Here is a 25,568-nt window from a genome sequence, read left to right on the forward strand (position 1 = left end):
AAGCCTTTTTGATTAATTTGCCCAATATTTCTTTAACGCTTCCTTCAAACGCGGATCATAACCATATATATCCGGATACGTAACAAGTTTCCCTTCGTCATCCAACCAGGTTGTATAATAGGTGATATAAACTGGCATCTGCCGTTTAAGTGTTACCCAACGTGATTTTGAGATCGAATCTGTCGTAATTTCTTTTGCAATTTTTTCGGCCTGTTTTTCATTATTGACAAGGTAAGACGCCAAATCAACGGGTTTTTCAACACGCACACAACCATGGCTCACTGCGCGATTGCTCTGCCCAAACATTTGTTTTGCAGGCGTATCGTGCAGATAAATGGAATAGGGGTTCTCAAACAAAAACTTCACATTCCCCAATGAATTATCCGAACCAGGATTTTGTTTAAAACGAAAATTCTCCACAGAATCCGAATTCCAGTTGACCGTTGCAGGGTCCACTTGTTTACCTTTGTAGTAGGCTACCATATTACGCGAAGCCAGATAGTTTGGATTATTTCGAACGCTTGACAATAACTCTTTCTTGACAATACTGCTTGGAATATTCCATACAGGATTTACTTGCATGGCATCCAACACCCCTTGCATGACAGGCGTCTCGTGATTCTCACCTTTCCGCGTATAGGCGGGATTATCAGTTTCACCTACACACACATTCATCAGTTGACTTGTCTTCCCTTCTTCCATAATATGTAACCGTTGTTCAGGTATGTTCACAAATACATATTTCTCCGGAAAAGCATCTCCCATCCAGCGCAATTTTTCCAATACCATTAACACCTGGCTTCGTTGTGCACTGTTTAGGTTCCCGTTTTCCAATAGATCCTGAAACCTGGTGTAATACTGATTTTTAGGTTGGATATCGGTCAACACAGTTCCAATTTTTACACTATCCAGCATTTGTACAACTTTGCCATAGCTCATACGCTTTTGAGGAACGAAATATCGTCCATAAAGGCGTTTGGGGTTGACCACACCATATTTTATGCTGCTAATATAAGCCACCAGCCCATCAGTACTCAATAAGTCAAGTTTGGCCAATAAGGGATAAACTTCAGCAACATCTTTGGTTTTCAGTTTTCGAAGCGAAGATAATGTTTCCTTAATCGCAGCCGTATGGAAATAACTAGTTCGAATACCATGCGCATCGCTTCGTTCAAAGTACGTTAACATGGTGTCGATACTACCGTCAAAAAGGTGTTCGGCAATTAAAGTCATCCCTTCAGTAGAATCCGATAATTCCTTCATCCAGCTCGGATTAACCAATTGAGGTTTTTCCTTGCCATACACTTCACGGAAGACTTTTACATAAGCTGCTGTGTCAAAATCCTTATAGGACTTATTTTCAAACTCTTTCGCCAACACATCGCCATAAGTCGGAGGATTATCTTTACAAGAAAAAAATACTACTGAAACAAATGAAATAAAAACTAAAAATCGTAACATATTACAAATCGTGAAAAAGAAATGGCTTCGCAATAATGAAGCCATTTTCTGAGGACAAAGATAAATAATTCTTATTGTCTAAAGAATCTTACCTGTCATTGAATCACTACAGAATCAATCACTGTATTTTTCCAGGAAATCTTCCAGCAATTCCACCATATCGGTATTACCCAAAAAAGCTGCTGATCGCTGGTGCAAAGTTTTTGGCTCAATATCTAGTATACGCTGAGATCCATTCGAAGCTTTACCCCCTGCCTGCTCAATGATGAAGGCAATTGGATTGCACTCATACATCAATCTTAGCTTACCATTAGGGTGCGCAGAAGTCGTTGGATAAAGAAAGATGCCCCCTTTGAGGAGATTGCGGTGTATATCGGCGACCATTGAGCCGATATACCGCGATGCATAGGGGCGTTGCGTTGCACTGTCCTCCATTTGGCAATATTTGATATATTGCTTAACGCCGTTTGGAAATTTGGAATAATTTCCTTCGTTAATCGAATAAATTTGACCCGAAGCCGGAATTTTCATATCAGGATGGGATAAACAAAACTCGCCGATCGAAGGATCCAATGTGAATCCGTTTACGCCCTTTCCCGTTGTGTACACCAACATGGTTGAACTACCATAGATTACATAACCTGCAGCGACCTGTTTCGTTCCATGCTGTAAAATATCATTGCTATTACAAGAAACACCCGTATCAGAAATTCGTCGATAAATGGAAAAAATCGTCCCCACAGATACGTTAACATCGATATTGCTTGAGCCATCCAGCGGGTCAATACACACAATATATTTCGCATTTTTGGAAACCCCTGATTGGATATACACTGGATTTTCATGTTCCTCTGAGGCAACTACACAGCATTCTCCCCCACTTTGAAGCGCTTTGATAAACTGCTCATCGGCATAAACATCCAGTTTCTTTTGTCCCTCGCCCTGCACATTGACCTGGCCTGCATCGCCTAAAATATCAACCAATCCCGCTTTATTAACCTCTCTATTTACAATTTTTGCTGCGATTCCAATATCGCGCAGTAGTCTAGAAAGCTCCCCTTTAGCATACGGAAAATCGGCCTGTTTTTCAATGATAAATTGACCTAGTGTAGTTATACCACTCATAATGTTGTTTTATTGGATATTTGTTGCACAAAGCTAAAAAAGTTAAACAAACTTTAGCAAATACATCCTTCTCATATTTAGCATTTTAGCAGACTAAATACGCAATCGATTGCGCTATGTTTTGAAAACTCTTCTTTGCTAAAACGATTATTAGCTATTAAAAAAATAATAAAAGGTTGAAAGCAGTGGATAAATTTCAAATAGCAACGATTAGAAAAAAAACAATAAATGCTAAGTATTTGGTAATTTTGGCTAAATATTCTGATACAATGCAACAAATAATACAACTCATCGAAAAGGAAAAATTAGGCAATCAGCCGGCAACACAGCACACGTTGATCATCGACGATAAGCAAGTGATTCACGGTGCTCTTTTCCTAGTAAAAACCGCCCGAAAAACATTTAAATTGATGGTCCCGGCGCCTTTTCACGAAGCAGTTCTGAAAGAACAAGTAACCATCAATACATTGATAAAACATCCCCAAGTAATGCTACTGGCTTAATCAAAGGGAAATTCCCCTATCCCATACCTATCCCCAGAGCAAACAAAACATAGTTCGGTTGTGTTTAACATAGCGTAGTTTCGCTGTTTTTTTTACACCATATTTCGTCTCCGGAAGACTATAACGCTGGTTCGACCTAGAAAATGAGAGCAAACCGGAAGCACATATTATCAACGGGAAATTTTACAAGAAAACCCGGTAAAAGTGTAAAAATCACCTCGATATAACGTTTAACTTTAGGCAACAAAGACAACGCTATGCAACACCACTATACACTTTCGGGAATGTCCTGTGATGGATGTAGAACCACAATCGAACATGCATTGAATGAGCTTCCTGGGGTTCATGCCGAGGTAACTTTAAACCCGCCAAGCATGACAGTAACATCCCAGAAACATATTCCGTTACAGCAATTACAGGAAATAATATCAAAATTAGGTCCTTATCAACTCAGCGAAATACATAAGCATCAGGGTGATCTACAGTCCGATCAACACATTGTAGCACAAGCTTCGGAGAGATATGGCTGCCCCATGCATTGCGAAGGTGAAAAAACGTACAGCCAGCCAGGAAATTGTCCGATTTGTGGTATGCATTTGGTGAAGCTCGATGCAGAAACAGCAATTAAAAATAAGCTGCATACTGAGCATGCAGCGACCTTGCATATCCAACACGAACAGCAACACAATCATTCCGCTCAGTCAAATGCCACGGTACATCAATCACAGACAATATCTACACCTGACAAAGCACATGGTCATACGTCTGCTGATCAATACTATTGTCCGATGCATTGTGAGGGAGACAAACGCTATAATGAACCCGGAAACTGTCCGGTATGCGGCATGAATCTGGAAAAGGTACCCATGTTAAAGACAGATCTTCAATATACCTGTCCTATGCATCCTGAGATTGTACAAGATCATCCTGGAAATTGCCCTATATGCGGTATGGACCTTGTGCCTATTGCCAATGGGAATGATGAGGCCGACGATCACACATATCGTGATCTACGCATGAAATTATGGGTCTCTATCCTATTTACGGTCCCGATCTTTATACTTTCCATGGGTGAAATGCTTCCCGGTAATCCAATAGGTAAAATCATTTCGCCGAGTTGGTCTGGTTGGGTTCAGCTGGCTTTATCCCTGCCGGTTGTTTTTTATACCTGTTGGTCTTTTTTTCAACGGGGCTGGGTATCTTTCAAAACCTGGCGCCTTAATATGTTTAGCCTGATTGCACTTGGTGCTGGAGCTGCGTTTGTCTATAGTTTGGTTGGCCTATTTTTTCCGCAGGTATTCCCTGCTGAATTAAAAAATCACCATGGCTACATTGCACTTTACTTCGAATCCGTTACCGTCATATTGACTTTGGTATTATTAGGCCAGGTGATGGAGGCCAAAGCACATTCCAAAACCAATTCGGCAATCAAAGAGCTGATCAAGCTGAGCCCTTCCGAAGCTACGCGCGTGGAAAATGGAATAGATAAAAAGATCGGCATAGATCAAATTCAACTCGGAGATATACTCAAAGTAAAACCCGGGGACAAAATCCCCGTTGACGGACAGATTACGGATGGCAACAGTAACATTGATGAATCCATGCTGACGGGTGAACCTATTCCCGTAGAAAAGCAAACAGGAGATCATGTCAGTTCAGGAACAATCAATGGCGACCGCAGTTTCCTCATGAAAGCAGAGCGTATCGGTTCGGACACACTACTGGCTCAGATCATTCAACTCGTCAATGATGCGAGCAGAAGCAAGGCACCCATTCAACGATTAACGGATAAAGTATCCGAGATATTTGTCCCGATTGTCATCATTATTGCAATTTTGACATTTCTTACCTGGTGGCTTTGGGTTCCTTCCGCTTCCTTAGCATTCGGCTTTGCCAATGCACTTGCCGTACTTATTGTCGCCTGCCCCTGTGCCTTGGGACTCGCTACACCGATGTCTGTCATGGTGGGTGTCGGCAAAGGGGCCAAACATGGGATCCTGATCAAAGATGCAAGTGCGCTGGAAAAAATGAACCAAGTGGATGTGGTTCTAACAGACAAAACAGGTACCATCACCGAAGGAAAACCCACCGTTGATGATATTCAGCCAAACTCTTCCAGCAGCAAAGACGAGATATTATCTTTGGCTGCCGCTTTAAACGCCAATAGCACACATCCATTAGGTCATGCTATTATTGAAAGGGCAAAAAAGGAAAATAGTAAAACGGACCTTGCAGTTTCCGATTTTGAAAATGTTGCCGGGCAAGGAATCAAGGGAAATATAGCTGGACATAGCATAGCACTGGGCAATCAATTGTTGATGGAGTCTATCGGCATAACAATTCCTCATGATATGAAGCAGATGGCCGAAACTGCTCAATCCCATGGAAAGACGGTATCCTTCCTTGCAAAAGACAGTAGCTTATTGGGGTATTTTAGTATTTCAGATCAAATAAAAGCCTCTTCGAAGCGTGCAATCCAATATCTTATACAGCATAAAGTCGATGTCGTTATGCTGACGGGAGATAATATCCATACGGCAAGGGCTGTGGCGGATCAAGTTGGCATCAAGCATTTCAAAGCCAATGCCTTGCCCAAAGATAAATTGCAGGAAATTCATGCGTTACAGCAAAAAGGACATGTGGTGGCTATGGCTGGTGATGGTATCAATGATGCCCCTGCCCTTGCTCAAGCCGATATCGGCATTGCCATGGGCACAGGGACCGATGTTGCCATACAAAGCGCTTCACTCACTTTGCTGAAAGGAGACCTTATCGGAATAGCCAAAGCAAAGGTACTGAGCCAAAAACTACTCCGTAATATTAAGGAGAACCTGGGTTTTGCTTTCGTCTATAATATACTCGGGATTCCATTGGCTGCCGGACTTCTATATCCTTCTTTCGGAATTCTCCTGTCCCCGATGATTGCTGCCGCTGCAATGAGTTTCAGCTCCGTTTCGGTTATCTTGAATTCTTTACGCTTAAATCGTGCAAAGATCGATATCGATTAAAAACAGATATTCCCTATATTCGCTGTTAGAATAACGACATATAGTTTACAGTAACATGCGTAATATCTTTTTAATCTTGATAACGGTTATCATCACAGTTGTGTGTGTCAAAAATCCGCAATCGGTGCAGCTCAATTTTCTCGGGGAATCACAAGTGGCACTATGGAAGCTATTATTGGTCTTTTTTATTGCAGGAATTGTATTTGTATCCCTATTGAAAATCGGAAAAAAGAAACAGCGGGCGTATGAAGAGGAAGAAATAGACGAATCGGAAGAAGAAAACAGCGACAGAAAGTCCCAATTATCGGATGAAGACCGGGAATTTCTATCCTAAACAAAAAAAATAAATCACTAAAAATGAAGCCCTAAACGGCCTTAGCGCATTTTTATCGCACAAATACTTGCGTGGAATAGGGATTAACCCTATCTTTGCATCACTTCAAACAAGGAACGGTAGTTCAAAAACAAAGAAGTAAGATTCCGTAGCTCAGCTGGTAGAGCAATACACTTTTAATGTATGGGTCCTGGGTTCGAATCCCAGCGGGATCACAAAAGAAAAGCTAATCTTTCGATTAGCTTTTCTTTTGTGATCCCGCTGGGATTCGAAAGAAGGGTCGGCCGGGTTGGATCCTTTCCAGGCTCAGCAATATTAAAAATCACTATTTCCATTGATTTTTTTACAGAGCTAATTTAATAGCTTTGTTAGGCACATTAAATAGCACAACGGATGAAAAATTTTGTTTTACTTCTTCTAACCTTTTTATGTATTCCTGCTCATGCCCAAGATAAATTAGCCTCAACAGATTTGGCGTATCCTGATTTAATTCCGACACTCATGGGATCATGTACAAAAGTTGTGGAGGGGATAAAAAATAATTAGATATTTGTGCTTTGATATTTATACAGATGCACGAATCTTTTAACGCGTTAATGCCCTTAATTATTCCCGAAGGAGTTTCCGATTATTTTGAGATGACCCACTATTCCAAAGAAGAAAAAAGACTGGATATCTTTCTGGAGGAACTCAATAATACACCTGAAGAATATCAAGGCCAGAAGTTGATTTCCAAGGGGTTTTTCGAACCCGTTACCCTTCAAGATTTTCCTATCCGTGGCATGCAGGTCTATCTTCATGTCAAGCGCCGCAGGTGGCTCAACCAGGATACCGATAAAGTAGTCTACAGAAATTGGGAACTAGTAGCCAAAGGGACGCGCATCACACAGGATTTCGCAGCTTTTTTAAAAGGTATCAGCGGACAACCAGGCTCATAGCATTCAGACCATCAGTTCATTCTATGGGATATCAGCCAGTAAACTAAGGAGATACTACCGCAATAAACTGAGCGGTTTCCAGGATTGGGAGCATCGCGAAAATGCGCGAGATGGATTGACCTTCCCACAGAATGTCAGCGGCCATCTTTCTATTGACGAGACCTGCCTATCCCATGGCGAGCTCTATACCGTTGTCACCAATAAAGAAGCACGGGGCAAAAAAGGGACCATTGTAGCCATACTGAACGGGACAAAATCAGAGAACATTATCCCGATCCTTCAAAAGATCCCACAGAGATTACGAAATAAAGTTCAAGAGATAACGCTTGATTTAGCCGGTAATATGGGATTGATAGCCAAAAGATGCTTTCCCAATGCTGTTCAGGTAATAGACCGTTTCCATGTTCAGCAACTTGCTAACGAAGCGCTTCAGGAAATAAGGATAAAGCACCGCTGGCAGGCCATTGACGATGAAAATCAAGCAATTGACCAAGCACGAAAGAATAAGGAAACCTATTTTCCGGAAGTCCTATCCAACAGTGAAACCATCAAACAGTTACTTGCAAGAAGCCGATACCTGCTTTATAAAAGTGAACATAAATGGACTTACGAGCAAAGAGAAAGGGCTGCTGTACTCTTTGAGCGATATCCCGATATTGAAAAGGCGTACAGGCTATCCCAAGAACTCTCTTGGATATTCAACACCACCATAGATAAGATCTACGCCTTTACAAGGTTGGCAAAATGGGCGGATAAAGTGGAACAGGCCGGCTTCAAGTCATTCAACACCGTCTCCAGAACCATAAATATCCATCACAAAAAAATATTGAACTACTTCGACAACAAGAGTACAAATGCTTCAGCAGAATCTTTCAATGCAAAGATAAAAGCTTTCAGAAGTCAGTTTAGAGGTGTAGGTGACATCAATTTCTTCCTGTTCAGATTGACCAAATTATTTGCGTAGTCCACAGGTTTTGAAACTGATCCAATAATTCTGCCTTTTCAAAAAGCGCTTTTATCTTAATGTTTAGCGATTTGTCAGAGTAGCCATATAAGCTGTTCTGCATGAGTGGGATCAGTTTCAAAACCTGTGGACTACGCAAATAATTTGGTCAATCTGAACAGGAAGAAATTGATGTCACCTACACCTCTAAACTGACTTCTGAAAGCTTTTATCTTTGCATTGAAAGATTCTGCTGAAGCATTTGTACTCTTGTTGTCGAAGTAGTTCAATATTTTTTTGTGATGGATATTTATGGTTCTGGAGACGGTGTTGAATGACTTGAAGCCGGCCTGTTCCACTTTATCCGCCCATTTTGCCAACCTTGTAAAGGCGTAGATCTTATCTATGGTGGTGTTGAATATCCAAGAGAGTTCTTGGGATAGCCTGTACGCCTTTTCAATATCGGGATATCGCTCAAAGAGTACAGCAGCCCTTTCTCTTTGCTCGTAAGTCCATTTATGTTCACTTTTATAAAGCAGGTATCGGCTTCTTGCAAGTAACTGTTTGATGGTTTCACTGTTGGATAGGACTTCCGGAAAATAGGTTTCCTTATTCTTTCGTGCTTGGTCAATTGCTTGATTTTCATCGTCAATGGCCTGCCAGCGGTGCTTTATCCTTATTTCCTGAAGCGCTTCGTTAGCAAGTTGCTGAACATGGAAACGGTCTATTACCTGAACAGCATTGGGAAAGCATCTTTTGGCTATCAATCCCATATTACCGGCTAAATCAAGCGTTATCTCTTGAACTTTATTTCGTAATCTCTGTGGGATCTTTTGAAGGATCGGGATAATGTTCTCTGATTTTGTCCCGTTCAGTATGGCTACAATGGTCCCTTTTTTGCCCCGTGCTTCTTTATTGGTGACAACGGTATAGAGCTCGCCATGGGATAGGCAGGTCTCGTCAATAGAAAGATGGCCGCTGACATTCTGTGGGAAGGTCAATCCATCTCGCGCATTTTCGCGATGCTCCCAATCCTGGAAACCGCTCAGTTTATTGCGGTAGTATCTCCTTAGTTTACTGGCTGATATCCCATAGAATGAACTGATGGTCTGAATGCTATGAGCCTGGTTGTCCGCTGATACCTTTTAAAAAAGCTGCGAAATCCTGTGTGATGCGCGTCCCTTTGGCTACTAGTTCCCAATTTCTGTAGACTACTTTATCGGTATCCTGGTTGAGCCACCTGCGGCGCTTGACATGAAGATAGACCTGCATGCCACGGATAGGAAAATCTTGAAGGGTAACGGGTTCGAAAAACCCCTTGGAAATCAACTTCTGGCCTTGATATTCTTCAGGTGTATTATTGAGTTCCTCCAGAAAGATATCCAGTCTTTTTTCTTCTTTGGAATAGTGGGTCATCTCAAAATAATCGGAAACTCCTTCGGGAATAATTAAGGGCATTAACGCGTTAAAAGATTCGTGCATCTGTATAAATATCAAAGCACAAATATCTAATTATTTTTTATCCCCTCCACAACTTTTGTACATGATCCGAATTATTCGAGGCTGATTACAATTTCCAACTTTTCCATGTGAATAATGCCGAGATCATTAAATATGGAACAGCAGACTATGCCTGGGTTCTATTCAATGGTGAGCGATACCGCATCGATAAAAAGGGTACACGAGTATATAAATACAATCCAACCGATTTTAAAACAGGTGAAACAACCATTTATCTGTACAAAAATTCAACTGTTTATTATAGCGACAACATAGATCAAAACACACTCTTTCAACACATCAGAGACAACCGGAACGGAAAACAACTATTTCCGGACGAGCAATCCATTCAGGAATTTCGAACAAAAAACAAGGAGTTGATTGAAGAAGGTGTTAAATTGGTTTTTCAGCCCAAACGAAAAGAAATACCCTACATAGATTTTACCAGTGAACACACTTTACTGAAGGGAATAAAAAATAGCGAAACCAATCAGATCGTTGTTAAAGCAAAGTATGCGAATATCGAGGAACTTTATAATAATCCACTACGTGAACAGCAGTATCCGCTATTTATTGGCTATCGCGGTGACCTAGATAAGGAAATCTATGTCGGCTTAAATGGAACAGAGTATTACATCAAAGACTAGTGTAAAAATCATTAATTTCCAAGTTACAGTCCGTAAAGACACTATTGCAGCTGTCATTTCACTAACTTTGTTAATAAGACAGACCAGCATGTACAAAAACAATTGCCCCAGATGATAGAAAAACTACTCTTCGAAATGAATACTTATGCTGCGCTCAGTGCAGAAACAACAGACATTTTGAAAACTATCTTTCAGGTGAAGCAGTTCAAAAAAAATGAACATATTCTACGTGCTGGAGAATATGCCAAGTACTATTATTTTATCTGCAAAGGATTATTAGGCTATTATAAATTAGACGCTGATGGTAATACCATCTATAAAATGTTTTTTGAAGAAAATAGCTTTTGTGCTTCCACCGCCGCCATCATCACAGAAACACCGAGCGCGTTCAACATCGTTGCACTCGAAGATGTTGAGTTGATTCAGTATTCTGCCAAGGCTTTCCGTGAGCTTGTCCGGACAAAGCATGATTTAGCACTCTTTCAGATAGCCTACCTGGAAAAGAATTGGGTGGTCAAAAAAGAACCACTTGAAATCGAGCTGAAATGGGAATCTGCGAAGGAACGTTACCTTGAACTTCATCAGAATCAAGTGCTTTTCAAACGCCTCAAACAGCATCATATCGCCTCCTATCTTGGTGTAACTCCCACGCAATTAAGCCGCATCCGTAAGGAATTAAAAGAATAATTCCATCAACATCTGTATACGTTTTTAAAGATTATACTCTTGAATTTTGCCTTATAAAGATAAAATTTTAAGCTATGAAAACAGTATACACCCTCCTATTTTCTGCCCTTAGCCTACCACTGGCGGCACAAAAAGTCGTTAAGACAAAAATCCATAGTGCCAAAATGGACAAAAACATTGAAACCATTATAATTACGCCCGACATGAAAGACGGGATCAATTATAAAACAGTTTATATTCTCCATGGTTATAGCGGCACCCCCACCCGTACAGTGCAAGAAGACATTCCCGACTTAATCCAAAAAGCAAAAACTTTTCAGACTATTTACGTGCTACCAGATGGAAATTTCAATTCTTGGTACGTAGATAGCCCCATCGATCCACATTCACAGTACAGCACCTTTATCGGAAATGAGCTAGTCAATTACATCGATCATCACTACCCGACGCAACAAAACCGAAATGCGCGCGGAATACTGGGCTGGAGCATGGGTGGCTACGGAGCATTGCACATCGGCATAGCCTACCCACAAACATTTTCGATCGTCGGAAGTTCATGCGGCGCACTTGATTTTGACCGCTTCGGACAGGCCTACCAGCAATATCAGGTAGACAAGGTATTGGGCGATTTCAAAAATCTGAACGATGTAGACCGCATCTACAGCAACGAAGATAAAATGAAGCACAATAAACAACGCTATATCCTCGATTGTGGAACTGAAGACCTGCAAATGCTGGAAATGAACCGTACATTCCACAAGCATCTGACCAACAAAAACATCGAGCATCTTTACATCGAATCAAAAGGCGGACACGATACTGTTTATTGGAGCAAATCACTATCACAACAGTTGGCTTTATTTCAAAACTACTTTCAACATGAAGGATTATAGATCGACACTCTATGTTGCTGCAGGCGCTTGCAGCTATGGACTACTCGCAACAATTGTGAAATATGCAAACCACTTAGGGATACACACAAGTTTGTTGACTTTTCTGCAGTTTATGTTTGGTTTTCTCTTTTTGCTGGCCTTTAATCTGTTGTCAAAACGTCACACAAAAGAACATAACATCATCAAATTTTCATCAAAAATTAAACTGATGGTCTGGGGCATTTCCCTTGGTCTAACAACAACACTTTACTATCTCTCCATCCAATATATTCCCGTATCCGTTGGGATTATCCTGCTGATGCAGTCTATTTGGATAAGTTTAGTGGCAGAAGCAGTGCTACTGAAAAAGCTCCCATCAAAAGGTAAACTAGCAGGAGTGATTATTGTTTTGCTCGGCACGACCTTAGCAACCAATTTATTCCAAAACAATAATGCGCTTGATTACAGAGGAATAATACTGGGTTTCGGAGCGGGAATAAGTTATACGCTGGCAATTTATGCTTCAAGCACAGTGGAGAAAGAGTTACCGAGTTCGGTACGAAGCCAATTCTTGGTTTTAGGCGGACTGCTGCTCATCGTAGCATTTTGGAACATGGATATTATTCGGTATATACAACCTAACGCATTACCCTGGGGATTATTGATTGCCATTTTTGGAACGATTCTTCCACCCTTACTATTTACAAAGGGAATCCCGAAAACTGGAATAGCGATGGGAAATATTATTTCAAGTCTGGAAATCCCCGTTTCAACCTTATCTGCCATGTTGGTTCTGCAGGAAGTTGTTTCAGGGTTCCAATGGTTTGGCATACTCCTGATTTTAATGGCTGTCATCATAATTAATGTTGGTAAGTCGTAATAGCCAGCCAACGACTAAATCTATTATATTGCCATAAGATCAGCCCCCAAACCGGAACTATGGTTGCAGCCATGTGGAGCATTTCAAATATATTGGATGCTCCACCAGTTTGGATCAGAAAGGACGAAAACAATAGGCTAATAGCAGCGGGCAATAAAACAAAGGAAAGTGCCCGTGCAAGCCTACTGCTTCTGAATTGCTTATTTAAATTTAGAAAAATAGATATCGTACCAATCGCAATACAGAGTGCTACGAATGAAAGCAACGATTCTGTAAAAAAGGGCATGTAGCAACGTGCTCTTTTTGCAGCCTCATTATTTGCCTGAAGTATGGCTGTAAGGACAAAGGTCGTCGATACACTAAACCCTATAATTCGCAGAAAAATAAAACTTAGCTTTCTTTTCATCGGCACAATATTTTAAAATAAACAAAACCGCGAAGAGGCCTGAACTTCTCGTCCCCTCCTATTTTCCCTTAATAAATTTCGACCAGGCCCCTTCCGAGCGCCTCAATTCCAAAACCGAATTCAAGGCTGACTTCTCACATAGCATAACTGCTAAACCCGCGTAACCTTTAAACGACAAGAATCTTTTTAAAGATGCAAATTAATCCTTGAAAGATAAATGCCAAAGCACTATTGGACGTGGTCCTGACGATATTGGACGGATGGAGCTTAATGTTTATCGGCATGCTACACCTGAATATTTTTTCATTTTTTTACTTAGGTTTATCCTTCCTGTTACGTATCTATCTAAAATTATACACCATGAGATTGACTGATGATATCAAACAACTAATCATAAAGTACATCGGCGACAACTTAACGTCGGATGAAAAGACCGATTTAAAGCTATGGTTGGACGAATCAGCAGAACACCGTATTTTTTTTGAAGACCTTTTAGATCGCGATGATTTTATCAATGATTTAAATCAATGGAGCCTACTCCAGGCCTCAGATACGATGGATTGGAACGAAAGGTTAAAGACAAAAACCCTAGAAACCATTCGAACCTCCGCCATTAAACCATCTCCTATAAGAAACCTAAAGCGTTTGCTACCCTACGCTGCAGCTTTAATAAGCCTAACTTTAGGTGGTCTGATGTATTTCATAGTGGTAAAAAAACAGGTTACACCGATCAGCGATCGAATGGTCTTAAATGATGTAGAAGCACAGAACAACAACGCTGAAATACGACTTTCGAATGGCAAAGTACTCCAGGTATCGAGTCAGAAAGGAGCCTTGGTTTCAGGAGATAAATTGACCTACGAAGACGGTACTGTTCTACAAAACGAATCTTTAAAAGAAGATCTGATGGCCACAGTCAATACCCCCGCCGGCACAATGTTGAAACTGCAATTGGAAGATGGCTCAGAAATTACACTTAATGCGAAAACAACACTCAAATACCGGCTTCATTTTGCAAAAAACAAACGTGTTGTTGAAGTTGACGGTGAAGCCTATTTCAAAATTGCGAAAAATAAAAAGGTTCCATTTCAGGTCGTTTCCAATGGACAGCTCATCGAAGTCACCGGTACCGAATTCAACGTAAACACCTATTCGAAATCCCAAAGTAGTACAACGCTTGTGGAGGGAAGCATCAATCTATCCGCGCAAGGGCAAACGTTACAGCTCAGACCCAATCAGCAAGCGCTCTTTGCTTCGGGTCAACTATCCAAAAAAGTGGTCGATCCCGCTAACTACATCGCATGGCTCGACAATAAATTCTATTTTAATGAAACGGACCTTCATACTGCCCTACAACTGATCGGTCAATGGTATGACCTGCAAATCATCTACACGCAACCGATAAAAGAAACACTATTATATGGCGAAATTCAACGAACGAAAAGTCTATCGGCAGTCCTAAAAATTTTGGAACGTAGCCATATTAAATTTGAATTGATCCAAGAAAATGGCATCCGTAAACTCTTTGTTTCAAACTAACCAATTATCCATGAAATAACCCAAAAACAACAATTATGATAAAACCAACTTGACGAAACAAGATGAGATACTAAAAAGCCGATCAATGCTACGAACATTAACCGGCCATAATAGCGATCTCCATTTTTGACCGATTTACCCAATCAGTTTAATAATAGATTATATCCCTAATTCAACAAATTTATGAATTTTAAATTTCTTGTTCATAGAAATCGAATTGCTGTGAACATTCCCAAGCAATGGAAGACCAAAATGAAGCTGAGCGCATTTTTTACTCTTGCATGTGTTGTTAAGCTGTCTGCAGCCAGCTACGCACAATCAATCACAATTAACGCCAAAAAAATGTCTTTGGTGCAAGTACTTCGTACCATCCAAAAACAGAGTGGTGTCCCCTTTCTATTGAATGGTAAAGAACTTGCTGAACTAAAAATTGAGGCGCAGGTTCGTAATATGCCTTTAGAAAAAGCTGTACCGATCCTCTTAAAAGGCCAACCTGTGGATTGGAGTTTTCAGGATAATATGCTTGTCGTAACGAAGTTAAAAACAAACCACCTATCGTATGACCTTCCAAGCAATTACGTCTTAGTGCAACAAAACCGCACCATCAAGGGAAATGTTCACGATAGCAAAGGAACCACGCTCCAAGGTGCAACAATTATGATAAAAGGTTCGACAAAGGCAACTACTACAGATGCAAGTGGTAACTTTCAGATTGAAGCAAATAATAACGCCGTACTTGTCATTAAAATGATCGGCTACCAAACCAAGGAAATCCCGTTGGCCAACCAGCTCTACCTCAATATTGAACTTAGCCAGCATATCGACGCATTGGAGGAAGTCGTCGTCGTAGGCTACGGTACGACAAAAAAGAAAGAACTAATCGGTTCGGTTTCCCAAGTTGATGGGAAACAACTCGCCAAACGCTCCGTTCCCCAGCTTGCTCAGGCCCTTACAGGTCAAATGCCGGGCGTGACCGTCATACAACGATCTGGCCAACCTGGGGCAGCAAACAATACCATACAGATCCGTGGTGTGGGATCATTTGGTGCAAGTACCGACGCACTTATTTTAGTTGACGGTATACCCACCAATTCCTTCAATGATATCGATCCAAATGATGTCGCTTCGATCTCGGTACTGAAAGACGCCTCTTCGGCAGCCATATACGGAGCTAGAGCTGCAAATGGTGTCATTTTGGTTACAACAAAAACCGGGGCAACAGGTGGAAAATTAGCCGTCAATTACAATGGTTATTATGGGATCCAAAAACCAACAGCCTTCCCCGAATTTGTCAACTCTTGGGAGTACGCTTCTTTACTCAACGAAACCACGAGTGGTGGCGGTGGCTATACGGCCGAAGAAATCCAAAAATTTAAGGATGGCTCAGATCCTGACAATTATCCAAATGCCAATTATATGGCAAGCTCATTTAAGTCACAAGCAGCACAAACAGGCCACAACTTAAATATATCCAATACCACAGATAAAATACAATACACCTTATCTGCTGGCTTTCTCAACCAAAAAGGTATTGTCATCAAAAACAATTTTGACAAATACAATATTCGCCTCAATCTCATATCAAACCTCAATGACAAGCTCAAGTTAACCACTAGAGTCGCAGCGATTCAAACGGACACAGATGAACCCGCAGCTCCGGCAACGCTTGACTTCTCCCGCATGACGGATATCATTTCTCAGGTGATTCGCTATCCCGCCATATACCCTATTGGGTTGAGCAACGGTGACTGGGGTGCAGGAAATAACCTGAAAGGGACACCCGTATCTTTCCTGGAGAGCGAATCCTTCTATAAAGAAAAAGTATCCAACATCGCAGGAAATGCAAGACTGGACTGGAAACCGATTGCAGATCTGACCTTGTCCGCTATAGGAGGGTATACGCAAACAAATGGCCGTACAAAGCTTTTCAGAGCTTCGCAACGGATCAACAATTCCATTACGCTGGGACCTTCTAACCTCAATCAAACTGCGCCTTATGATACGTATAAAACTTTTCAGGCATTAGCAGACTATAACAAAACAATCGGGGACCATTCCTTGAAAATATTAGGCGGTTATTCCTTCGAGAAAGGCTACAGTGAAGGTTTAAGCGCTTACAGGCAGAATTTCCCCAGTAATGATCTTACCGAGTTAAATGTAGGTTCACCAGATGGGCAACAAAACTCGGGTACTGCTACTGAATGGGCATTGGAATCGTTGTTTGCACGCGTACAATATAACTATGCCAAGAAATACCTTGTCGAAGGTGTTGTTCGATACGATGGGTCTTCCCGTTTTCCTACGAATAAAAAATATGCTACCTTCCCTTCGATTGCAGTAGGTTGGCTACTGAGTGAAGAATCGTTCATCAAAGATCACTATAGTTGGATAGACGAATTGAAAATCAAAGGATCTTATGGGGTACTTGGAAACCAAAATATTGTCGGTAATATACAACAGCGTGTTGTCTCTAACTACCCATACCAGGATGTTTTAAATCCGGGTTATAATTACCCTTTTGGAAACACCATTTCTCCAGGGGTCGCTAGAACCACCATTGTTGACCCTACGCTACGCTGGGAATCAACCAGAACGGCAGATGCGGGCATGGAAGTGGCTTTATTTAAAAATTTATTGACATTCAGTAGTACCTATTATAACCGTTATACTTACGATATTTTGGTGAGCCCAGGTTCTAGTGTTTCCAAAGTTTTGGGGTTTGAAGTAGGCGTACAGAATTCTGGAAAACTTCGAAATAGTGGCTGGGAATTCACCTTAGGACATCAAAAGAAGTTGAACGAATTTTCGTATAATGTGAATCTAAACTTCTCTACCGTCAAAAATAGAGTCGTCGATTTGGGTGTCGGCAATATCAACCAGCCAAATGGCTTAGTTGGAAATGGTTCAACCCTATTTATCGGTTACCCCATACAGGCTTACTATGGCTACCAAGCCGATGGCCTATTTATCGATGCTGCTGATATTGCAAGCTGGGCCAATCAAACCAGCATCAACCCAAAGCCACAGCCAGGCGATATCCGATACAAAGACATTAGTGGCCCCGACGGCATACCTGATGGAAAAGTAGATGCCACATATGACCGAACTGTGATCGGATCACGTATCCCCAAATACACCTACGGGATGAATATCGGGATGAGCTATAAAGGTTTTGACTTAGGAATACTTCTTCAAGGTGTAAGTGGTGTTAAAGGCTTATTGGACAATTATGCTGGATTTGCATTGACACAAAACGGCAATATCCAACGCTGGCAAGCTGATGGAAGATGGACAGCAGCAAATCCCGACCGCAATGCGGTTTACCCAAGAATTGAACAATTGCCAAGCACAGGTACTCCCAATACACTGCTGTCAGACTACTGGCTTTTGGATGCGAGCTACTTACGCCTCAAAAATATGCAATTAGGCTATACCATTCCCAAGAACACCCTTGCAAAATGGAAATTGTCAGGCCTGCGGATCTATGCAAACGCCGAAAACCTATTTACCAAAAGCAATTATAGAAAAGGCTGGGATCCGGAAATCAATTCAAGCGGCGCCTACTACCCTATTATGCGCAATTTTACATTTGGGGTTAACCTTAGTTTTTAACCGATCGATAAAAAACCATGATACATAGCACACACAGACATATAAAATTGGCCCTATGCATTCTTCTTGCATCAAGCCTGAGCATCAGCTGCAAAAAACAGCTGGAAACCAATCCGCTTGATAAATTTGCAAACGAGACTTTTTGGACCAGTGAAACGAATGCGCAATCAGCGCTGACAGGATTATACAAAGCAGAAATCCAAATGAACTCCCTCGCCGAATTCAGCCCCACAGACTGGTGGTCCTATAACGGGCTACTTTATCTGGAGTTTGCTTCGGACAATGCCTACGATAGACGTGGTGATAATTCGGTTTTCAACAAGCTATCCGATGGAACATTAACGAGCAATAACGGCAACTTAGACAATTATTGGCAGTATACCTATAAGAAAATCGCCCGTGCAAATTATTTCCTTGAAAATATTGATAAGACGCCGATTTCAGCTGAACTACTCGCTCGTTTCAAGGCAGAAGCGCGCTTTATACGTGCCTGTCAATATTTCTACCTCTCTCAATACTGGGGTGACGCTCCCTTGGTGACCAAAACCTTAACACCCAATGAGGCAAACCAGGTATCCAAAGCAAAAAAACAGGAATTGGTTACTTTTGTTGAACGTGAATTACAGGAAGCGGCAAACGACTTACCGAGTTATGGCAAATTGACTGCCGCAGAACGGGGCCGCGCAAGCAAACAGGCAGCCCTCGCTTTCCTGGGACGCATCCAACTGGCCGAAAAATCTTACGCCGACGCGATCAAAAGCTATGAGCAGATCATCAATGCCAATGAAAATAGCATTGATCCCAACTATTCAGGCTTATTTAATGGAACCAACGAAACGAGCAAAGAGATTATTTTTGCCACGCAGTATCTTGTTGATCTCGCTGGAAACGGGATGTTCCAACACAATTTTCCCGCAGTCGCTGGGGGTTGGCATCTCCATTGCCCGCTTGGTAGCCTTGTAGAGAGCTATGGTTTCACCGATGGAACGGCATTTTCGTACGATGATGCGCGCTATAATGCACAAGACATCAGCAAAAACCGGGATCCGCGTTTAGCCTTCACGGTGATAACAAATGGAGACCGCTTTAAAAATTTAAAATACACCTCACATCCAGATTCCACATTGTCTATTGATCAATTGACAACAACAAAACAGGCAACACGCACGGGCTACGGATTGCGCAAGTTCAACGACGAAGGCTTTAGTGGAAACTTACAAAACTCTGGAGCCGATGTTCCTATTATACGCTACGCCGAAGTCCTCCTGAGTTACCTTGAAGCCAAACTCGAAAATGGTGATCCTATTACCAGCGACCTACTGGACAAAACTATCAACGCTGTCAGAAAAAGAAGCAGTGTTAATATGCCAGCCATCACCGTCCAAAGCAGTAGCGCACTGCGTTCGACCTTACGTAACGAAAGACGTGTCGAACTGGCACTGGAAGGACTCCGTTATTGGGATTTATTACGTTGGGGTATCGCAAAAGATGTACTAAAGGGCGATTTCTATGGGGCACCATTCCCAGCTGCGAAAAATCTCCGCATAAAAGCAGGTGGAAACAAAGATCCTTATAGCCGATGGTACGTAACCAGTAAGGCCTTCCGAGCTGGCCAAGATGAACATTGGCCAATTCCACAGAATGAAATTAATATCAATCCAAATTTAAAATAGTACCTTGGGTATCGTCAATTGTCAAACGATACCCTTTAAACAAAATTCAACGTATATGAAGAAGCCACTATCTCTAGCGTTATTACTCTCCGCGAGCCTTTTTGTTACGCTACCCACCGTTAGTTTTGCCCAAAAGGCAAGTAAACCGAATGTCATCTATATTTATGCGGATGATCTTGGTTTCGGTGATTTAAGTAGCTATGGTGCCAAACAAATCGAGACACCCAACCTGGATAAGCTCGCCCGGAACGGCGTCCGATTTACCAATGCACATAGTACATCGGCAACTTGCACCCCTTCCCGTTTTGCATTGATGACCGGGACGTATCCATGGCGCCAGGAAGGGACAGGCATTCTGCCCGGCGATGCCAAACTAATCGTTCCTACGGATAAAATTACATTACCCAAGGTATTTAAACATGCCGGCTATGCTACTGCCATTGTTGGAAAATGGCATATGGGACTCGGAAATCAGGTCCAAAAAGACTGGAATGCCCCCATTAAACCCGGGCCTAATGATGTAGGCTTTGACTATTCATTCATTTTTCCTGCAACAGCAGATCGCGTCCCAACAGTGTTTCTTGAAAATGATCAAGTTGTGGCCGCTGAAGCCAATGATCCAATTCTGGTGGACTATGAAAAGAAAATTGGGAACGACCCTACGGGCAAAGAACACCCCGAACTGCTCAAAATGCATTCTTCACCGGGTCAGGGCCACAATCAGACTATCGTCAACGGTATCGGAAGAATCGGCTACATGAGCGGCGGAACACGTGCCAGGTGGGTGGATGAAGAAGTTTCCACAACATTTCTCCACAAAGCCCAGGAATTTATTTCCCAACATCAAAACAAACCGTTCTTTCTCTATTTCTGCTTGACAGAACCACATGTCCCACGTATGCCCGCAACACAATTTAAAGGGAAAAGCAAACTCGGCTACCGCGGCGATGCTATTCTGCAATTGGATTGGACCGTCGGACAAATTCAACAGCAGTTGCAGCTCTTGGGACTTGACAAAAACACGATTATAATTTTCAGTAGCGACAACGGGCCCGTTCTCGACGACGGCTATATGGATGGAGCTGTGGCCCAACAAAATGGCCATCTACCCGCAGGCCCACTACGCGGTGGCAAATATAGCATCTTCGAAGGCGGAACGCGCGTGCCCTTTATCGTGAGCGGCAAAGGTGTTGCACAGGGGAAAGTTTCCAATGCTTTGATCAGCCAAATAGATCTGTTGGCAACAAGTGCCCAATTATTGGATGTTCCACTAAAAGCAGATGAAGCAAAAGACAGCGCCCCACTCTTGAAAACCTTAACCGGTCAAGATAATAAGGGACGTAGCAGTATGGTACAGCATGCGCAGACACTGGCTATCGTAAAGGACGAATGGAAATATATTGCACCCAGCAAAGGTGCCCCCTACATGAAACTAACCGATACTGAAACAGGAAGTCTTCCGGAAGATCAGTTATACGATCTCAAAAATGATATCGGCGAAAAGAATAATGTGGCTTCAAAATATCCAGAAAAGGTCGCTGAACTCAAGCAGTTATTGGAAGGAGAACGTAAAAAATGAAAATAAAAGCTGGACTCGCCCTCATCCTCCTTGGATGGGGGACTCTTTTTGCACAACAAAAGAAAAAGCAACAAAAATTGCCCAATATTATATTTTTTTATGCGGACGATTTAGGTTATGCCGAAACGGAGCCCTATGGACAGCGATTGATCAAAACACCACATATCCAACAGCTGGCACGTGAAGGTCTACGTTTTATAAACCACTATACAAGTACGCCTGTCTGTGCCCCCGCCCGCTGCATGTTATTGACGGGCAAGCATGGTGGCCAATCCTATATTCGCGGAAATTATGAATTGGGCGGTTTTGCAGATAGTCTCGAAGCTGGCCAGATGCCACTTCCTGAAGGAACGTATACCATGGCTCACCTATTTAAAAAAGCCGGCTATCAGACCGCAGCCATTGGAAAGTGGGGACTTGGGATGAATAATTCCACCGGAAGCCCCAACAAACAGGGATTTGATTATTTTTTTGGCTACCTGGACCAAAAACAGGCCCACAATTACTACCCAACTCATCTTTGGGAAAATGAAACAAAATATCCCCTTCAAAACAAGGAAAAATTTGTACATACTCCTTTAGATTCCAGTAAGGCCACGGCAGAGGACTTCAAGCAGTTTGACGGTAAGGAATATGCACCTGAACTAATGACAGCGAAAGCGCTGGCTTTTATCGACAAAAACCGAAGTAAACCTTTTTTCTTATACCTTCCTTATACTTTGCCGCACTTATCACTACAAGTTCCCCAGGAATATGTGGATAAATATAAGGACCTCTTCCAGGACAAACCGTATTACGGACAGGACAGCTATACCGCTACCCCCTATCCAAGAGCAACCTATGCGGGTATGATCACCTATCTGGATGACCAAGTCGGTACGATTATGAAACATATCAAATCATTGGGAATAGATGACAATACCATTATTCTGTTTTCCAGTGACAACGGAACTGGTTTTAATGGGGGCATAGATTATCGCTTTTTCCGCAGTGTCGATTCGCTTAGGGGATTAAAAATGGATGTTTTTGAAGGTGGTATCAAAGTTTCGTTAATTGTCAGGTGGCCAAACCATATCAAAGCCAATGCTGAAACGGACCTTATCTCGGCCCAATATGACCTCATGGCAACCTTCGCACAGCTGGTTCAACAAAGCCCCGGAAACAGCAATGGGCTCTCCCTCCTTCCAACCTGGCTGGGTCAGAAGAATCAACAGAAACATCAATACCTCTATTTCGAATATCCAGAAAAGGGCGGCCAGCTCGCCATACGCGAAGGACGTTGGAAGGCCGTCAAACTCGATCTGAAGAAAAACCCCAAAGCAAAATGGCAATTGTTTGATTTAACGACAGACCCTTGGGAAGAAAATGATTTAGCTGCACAATACCCACAAATGCTGCGACATTTTGATGAAATTGTTCAGCATGAACACCGACCTGCCCATATTCAGGAATGGGAAATTGTAGCGAATAAGATGATTAAAAAATAAATCGATTTCTTTCTTCATTTTTTTATCTTAAAAAACTTGGGTTGTCCGGATTGAATCATGACAACCCAAGTTTTTTATGTAATTTAGCACAGCAATCCACAGCTGGAGTCTAATGTGAATGTACCTATTGAATGACGTATCGACCATAGAGGAGTACAACATATTCCGAAGGCCAACGTAAAAGGATCAATAACCAAGTATGCGGCAAATAGAATCATACATCAATACACTAAAAGAAGGTGATGAAATGGCTTTATGCTTTTTTATGGATCATTTTGGTCATTCGTTACGCTATTTTGCCTTTTCCTACCTCCGCAACAAAACCGACGCCGAAGAAATTGTCTCCGATGTTTTTGTTAAGTTATGGAATAATCGACAAAAGGTAGAGAATTATGAAAGCCTGAAAGCCTTTCTTTTTATCGCTACTAAAAATGCCTGTATCGATATGCAAAGAACGACGCAATTCAAAATACGGAAAGAGGAGCTCGATATTCTTCAGCATATGTCGGTTCCGGAAGACGATGTACTCAAGAAAATATTCCGGACAGAACTCACCGAATTGCTGCTTGCTGAAATAAATTTGCTCCCCAGACAGCAGGCTCAGATCTTCAAGCTCAGCTTTTTGGACGGCTTGAATACCGAAGAAATTTGTGAAACATTAAACACAACCGCATCGACCGTCTATTATGCAAGGTCTAAGGCATTATACGCATTAAAAGAAAGGTTCAAATCTAAAAAATTTGAATACCTCAGTGTTCTTATGCTATCTGTATGGTATGCCTTCAAAGGATAATTAACTCCCTTCAATTTCCCGCATCCGACCCCTAGATAGACCAATAGGCTATTCACACAGCATCCCCCCTAAGGTTAACCACCTTCAGGCAATACTTCCCGTCCAACGTTGGAACGGTTTAAAAAATACAAACAACGGATCAAGCAGACTTCTTGGGGGAATATTAAAAATTTCCTAGTTTAGCATCTTTAATACAGATATCCCTTGCAAGACGCCGAACGTAAATTACTATCGCTATTGATGCCCGAAGGGCTTTTAGAATACTTTCAGATTTTAGAAGTCGATCAGGTTGACAATCAACTCCACATTTATTTAGATGAGCTTAATATTTCTCCAACAGGCTATGAGAACAGCAAACTGGAGTCAAAGGGCTTTATGCCTTCTACAGAGATTTCCGACTTTCCCATTAGAGGTCAGAAAGTTACATTACATATCCGCCGCCGTCGCTGGACAGTCTTAGATACGGGACAGATTATCACAAGAGATTGGAACCTGGTCCGTGAAGGTACCCGAATGACAACTGAATTCGGGCTTTTTTTAAAGAAGATATTTGGATAACTATCCTGTAAGTGCCCAATTGGTAGGATTATTCTTCCAGATGGACGGCAAGCAACTTCAGGATCAATACAAGAACCATCTCAGTGACTTCCATGATTGGGGCCAAAAGCCACATGCAGAGCGATGGACTCTTTTCCCCGGGAATATCTCCGAACGCTTGAGCATCGATGAGACCAGTTTTAGCAACGGTGAATTATATACCATTGTTAGTAGTAAATCGGCAAAAGGGCGTAAAGGGACGATTTTGGCAACTATCAGGGGCACAAAGGCTGAGGATATCATGACTGTTCTTGAGCGAATACCTTTACGTACAAGGAATAAGGTAAAGGAGGTGACCATGGATATGGCACCGAACATGGCTAAGGCAATCCGTAGATGTTTCAGGAATGCCAGGCGTGTGGTCGATCGGTTCCATGTCCAAAAGTTAGCTTACGATGCAGTGCAGGAACTCCGTATCAGGTATCGTTGGGAAGTATTGGATGCAGAAAGCAAGAAGATGGCCTATTCTAGAAAGCAGGGAACCCCATATGAACCCGAGTTGTTGCCTAATGGAGACACGCTCAAACAGTTATTGGCTAGATCCAGACACCTCTTGTTCAAGCATCCAGGCCGATGGTCCGAAAACCAGAAATACCGAGCTGAACAGTTGTTCATGCGGTTTCCCAAACTAAAGCTCGCTTATGACCTTGGAATTGCCCTGGGTGACATATTCAATAAATGCAGGGACAAAAAGATAGCATTTACCAAGCTGGGACTGTGGCATAATCAGGTTGAGAATGCGGGCATCGCCTCTTTTGAGAGCGTAGCAAGATCCATTGCGGCACATCATCAATATATCCTACACTACTTCGACAACAGAAGCACCAATGCTTCAGCAGAATCTTTCAATGCAAAGCTCAAAGCTTTCAGGAGTGTCTTTCGTGGCGTAAGAGACACCACATTCTTCTTATATAGAGTAATGAAACTGTATGCTTAAAAACTTTACCCCCCAAACTTTCGGTATGATCCCAAACAACTGTTTAT

General features: G+C 42.0%; 22 protein-coding genes and 1 tRNA gene. 18 read left to right on the forward strand and 5 right to left on the reverse strand.

From position 1 onward, the window contains the following. Positions 1-12 precede the first annotated feature (12 nt). Together AACH28_RS06635 and fbp are read right to left on the reverse strand one after the other, a co-directional pair. Positions 13-1,461, reverse strand: coding sequence for a L,D-transpeptidase family protein (locus AACH28_RS06635; protein WP_286766849.1), 1,449 nt, complete (start codon positions 1,459-1,461; stop codon positions 13-15). Between the two features lie 114 nt (positions 1,462-1,575). After that, positions 1,576-2,586, reverse strand: coding sequence for a class 1 fructose-bisphosphatase (gene fbp, locus AACH28_RS06640; protein ID WP_075992033.1), 1,011 nt, complete (start codon positions 2,584-2,586; stop codon positions 1,576-1,578). Between the two features lie 176 nt (positions 2,587-2,762). Here fbp and AACH28_RS06645 point away from each other — a divergent pair, with 176 nt between their 5' ends. The 6 genes from AACH28_RS06645 to AACH28_RS06670 all read left to right on the forward strand — a co-directional run bounded on the left by AACH28_RS06645 (position 2,763) and on the right by AACH28_RS06670 (position 8,333). Beyond that, a complete protein-coding gene (locus AACH28_RS06645) occupies positions 2,763-3,089 on the forward strand; it encodes a hypothetical protein (RefSeq protein ID WP_341832559.1) in 327 nt (108 codons plus the stop codon). A gap of 257 nt (positions 3,090-3,346) precedes the next feature. Continuing rightward, positions 3,347-6,097 (forward strand): heavy metal translocating P-type ATPase, encoded by a 2,751-nt coding sequence (locus tag AACH28_RS06650; protein ID WP_341832560.1) that lies wholly within the window; start codon positions 3,347-3,349, stop codon positions 6,095-6,097. A 55-nt stretch (positions 6,098-6,152) separates the two neighbouring features. After that, complete coding sequence (locus AACH28_RS06655; RefSeq protein ID WP_286766846.1) at positions 6,153-6,431, forward strand: lipopolysaccharide assembly protein LapA domain-containing protein; 279 nt, start codon at positions 6,153-6,155, stop codon at positions 6,429-6,431. A gap of 142 nt (positions 6,432-6,573) precedes the next feature. Then, positions 6,574-6,646 (forward strand) — tRNA-Lys (locus AACH28_RS06660). 357 nt (positions 6,647-7,003) lie between these two features. Further along, positions 7,004-7,369, forward strand: a complete 366-nt coding sequence (locus tag AACH28_RS06665) for a transposase (RefSeq protein WP_149525777.1) — start codon at positions 7,004-7,006, stop codon at positions 7,367-7,369. 115 nt (positions 7,370-7,484) lie between these two features. Further along, positions 7,485-8,333 (forward strand): transposase, encoded by an 849-nt coding sequence (locus tag AACH28_RS06670; RefSeq protein WP_341831486.1) that lies wholly within the window; start codon positions 7,485-7,487, stop codon positions 8,331-8,333. A gap of 131 nt (positions 8,334-8,464) precedes the next feature. Here AACH28_RS06670 and AACH28_RS06675 read toward each other — a convergent pair whose 3' ends face one another. Continuing rightward, positions 8,465-9,313 carry a transposase gene (locus tag AACH28_RS06675; RefSeq protein ID WP_341831486.1) on the reverse strand — a complete coding sequence of 283 codons (849 nt, stop codon included), beginning with the start codon at positions 9,311-9,313 and terminating at the stop codon, positions 8,465-8,467. Positions 9,314-9,428: 115 nt separating this feature from the next. Next, entirely contained in the window at positions 9,429-9,794 is a 366-nt protein-coding gene (locus tag AACH28_RS06680; protein ID WP_149525777.1) for a transposase, read from the reverse strand. A gap of 107 nt (positions 9,795-9,901) precedes the next feature. Between AACH28_RS06680 and AACH28_RS06685 the strand changes: the two genes are divergently transcribed. The 4 genes from AACH28_RS06685 (at position 9,902) to AACH28_RS06700 (ending at position 12,898) form a co-directional block, all read left to right on the forward strand. Continuing rightward, entirely contained in the window at positions 9,902-10,459 is a 558-nt protein-coding gene (locus AACH28_RS06685) for a hypothetical protein (protein WP_341832561.1), read from the forward strand. A 111-nt stretch (positions 10,460-10,570) separates the two neighbouring features. Beyond that, complete coding sequence (locus tag AACH28_RS06690) at positions 10,571-11,146, forward strand: Crp/Fnr family transcriptional regulator (RefSeq protein WP_201639388.1); 576 nt, start codon at positions 10,571-10,573, stop codon at positions 11,144-11,146. Positions 11,147-11,220: 74 nt separating this feature from the next. Continuing rightward, complete coding sequence (locus AACH28_RS06695) at positions 11,221-12,039, forward strand: alpha/beta hydrolase-fold protein (RefSeq protein ID WP_341832562.1); 819 nt, start codon at positions 11,221-11,223, stop codon at positions 12,037-12,039. Next, on the forward strand, positions 12,026-12,898 hold the full coding sequence (locus tag AACH28_RS06700) for a DMT family transporter (RefSeq protein WP_341832563.1): 873 nt from the start codon (positions 12,026-12,028) through the stop codon (positions 12,896-12,898). The genes AACH28_RS06695 and AACH28_RS06700 overlap by 14 nt, the downstream gene beginning before the upstream one ends. On the opposite strand, the gene AACH28_RS06705 is transcribed toward AACH28_RS06700, so the two are convergent. Beyond that, on the reverse strand, positions 12,879-13,304 hold the full coding sequence (locus AACH28_RS06705) for a hypothetical protein (RefSeq protein ID WP_070569779.1): 426 nt from the start codon (positions 13,302-13,304) through the stop codon (positions 12,879-12,881). The genes AACH28_RS06700 and AACH28_RS06705 overlap by 20 nt on opposite strands. A 360-nt stretch (positions 13,305-13,664) precedes the next feature. Here AACH28_RS06705 and AACH28_RS06710 point away from each other — a divergent pair, with 360 nt between their 5' ends. From AACH28_RS06710 to AACH28_RS06745, 8 genes are all read left to right on the forward strand, one after another. Next, positions 13,665-14,843: a FecR family protein gene (locus AACH28_RS06710; RefSeq protein WP_341832564.1), complete on the forward strand. Its 1,179-nt coding sequence runs from the start codon at positions 13,665-13,667 to the stop codon at positions 14,841-14,843. Positions 14,844-15,026: 183 nt separating this feature from the next. Beyond that, positions 15,027-18,455: a TonB-dependent receptor gene (locus AACH28_RS06715; RefSeq protein ID WP_341832565.1), complete on the forward strand. Its 3,429-nt coding sequence runs from the start codon at positions 15,027-15,029 to the stop codon at positions 18,453-18,455. Between the two features lie 17 nt (positions 18,456-18,472). Beyond that, positions 18,473-20,128, forward strand: a complete 1,656-nt coding sequence (locus tag AACH28_RS06720; RefSeq protein ID WP_341832566.1) for a RagB/SusD family nutrient uptake outer membrane protein — start codon at positions 18,473-18,475, stop codon at positions 20,126-20,128. Between the two features lie 55 nt (positions 20,129-20,183). Then, entirely contained in the window at positions 20,184-21,707 is a 1,524-nt protein-coding gene (locus AACH28_RS06725) for a sulfatase-like hydrolase/transferase (RefSeq protein WP_341832567.1), read from the forward strand. Continuing rightward, positions 21,704-23,194, forward strand: a complete 1,491-nt coding sequence (locus tag AACH28_RS06730) for an arylsulfatase (RefSeq protein WP_341832568.1) — start codon at positions 21,704-21,706, stop codon at positions 23,192-23,194. The genes AACH28_RS06725 and AACH28_RS06730 overlap by 4 nt, the downstream gene beginning before the upstream one ends. Before the next feature lie 199 nt (positions 23,195-23,393). Beyond that, positions 23,394-23,987, forward strand: coding sequence for an RNA polymerase sigma factor (locus AACH28_RS06735; RefSeq protein ID WP_070569769.1), 594 nt, complete (start codon positions 23,394-23,396; stop codon positions 23,985-23,987). A 204-nt stretch (positions 23,988-24,191) separates the two neighbouring features. Beyond that, complete coding sequence (locus AACH28_RS06740) at positions 24,192-24,545, forward strand: transposase (RefSeq protein WP_070569066.1); 354 nt, start codon at positions 24,192-24,194, stop codon at positions 24,543-24,545. Further along, positions 24,538-25,521, forward strand: a complete 984-nt coding sequence (locus tag AACH28_RS06745) for a transposase (protein WP_236560183.1) — start codon at positions 24,538-24,540, stop codon at positions 25,519-25,521. Before AACH28_RS06740 ends, AACH28_RS06745 begins: the two co-directional genes overlap by 8 nt. Positions 25,522-25,568 lie beyond the last annotated feature (47 nt).

The sequence above is a fragment of the Sphingobacterium thalpophilum genome, from assembly GCF_038396785.1.
GTDB classification, from domain to species: Bacteria; Bacteroidota; Bacteroidia; order Sphingobacteriales; family Sphingobacteriaceae; genus Sphingobacterium; species Sphingobacterium thalpophilum_A.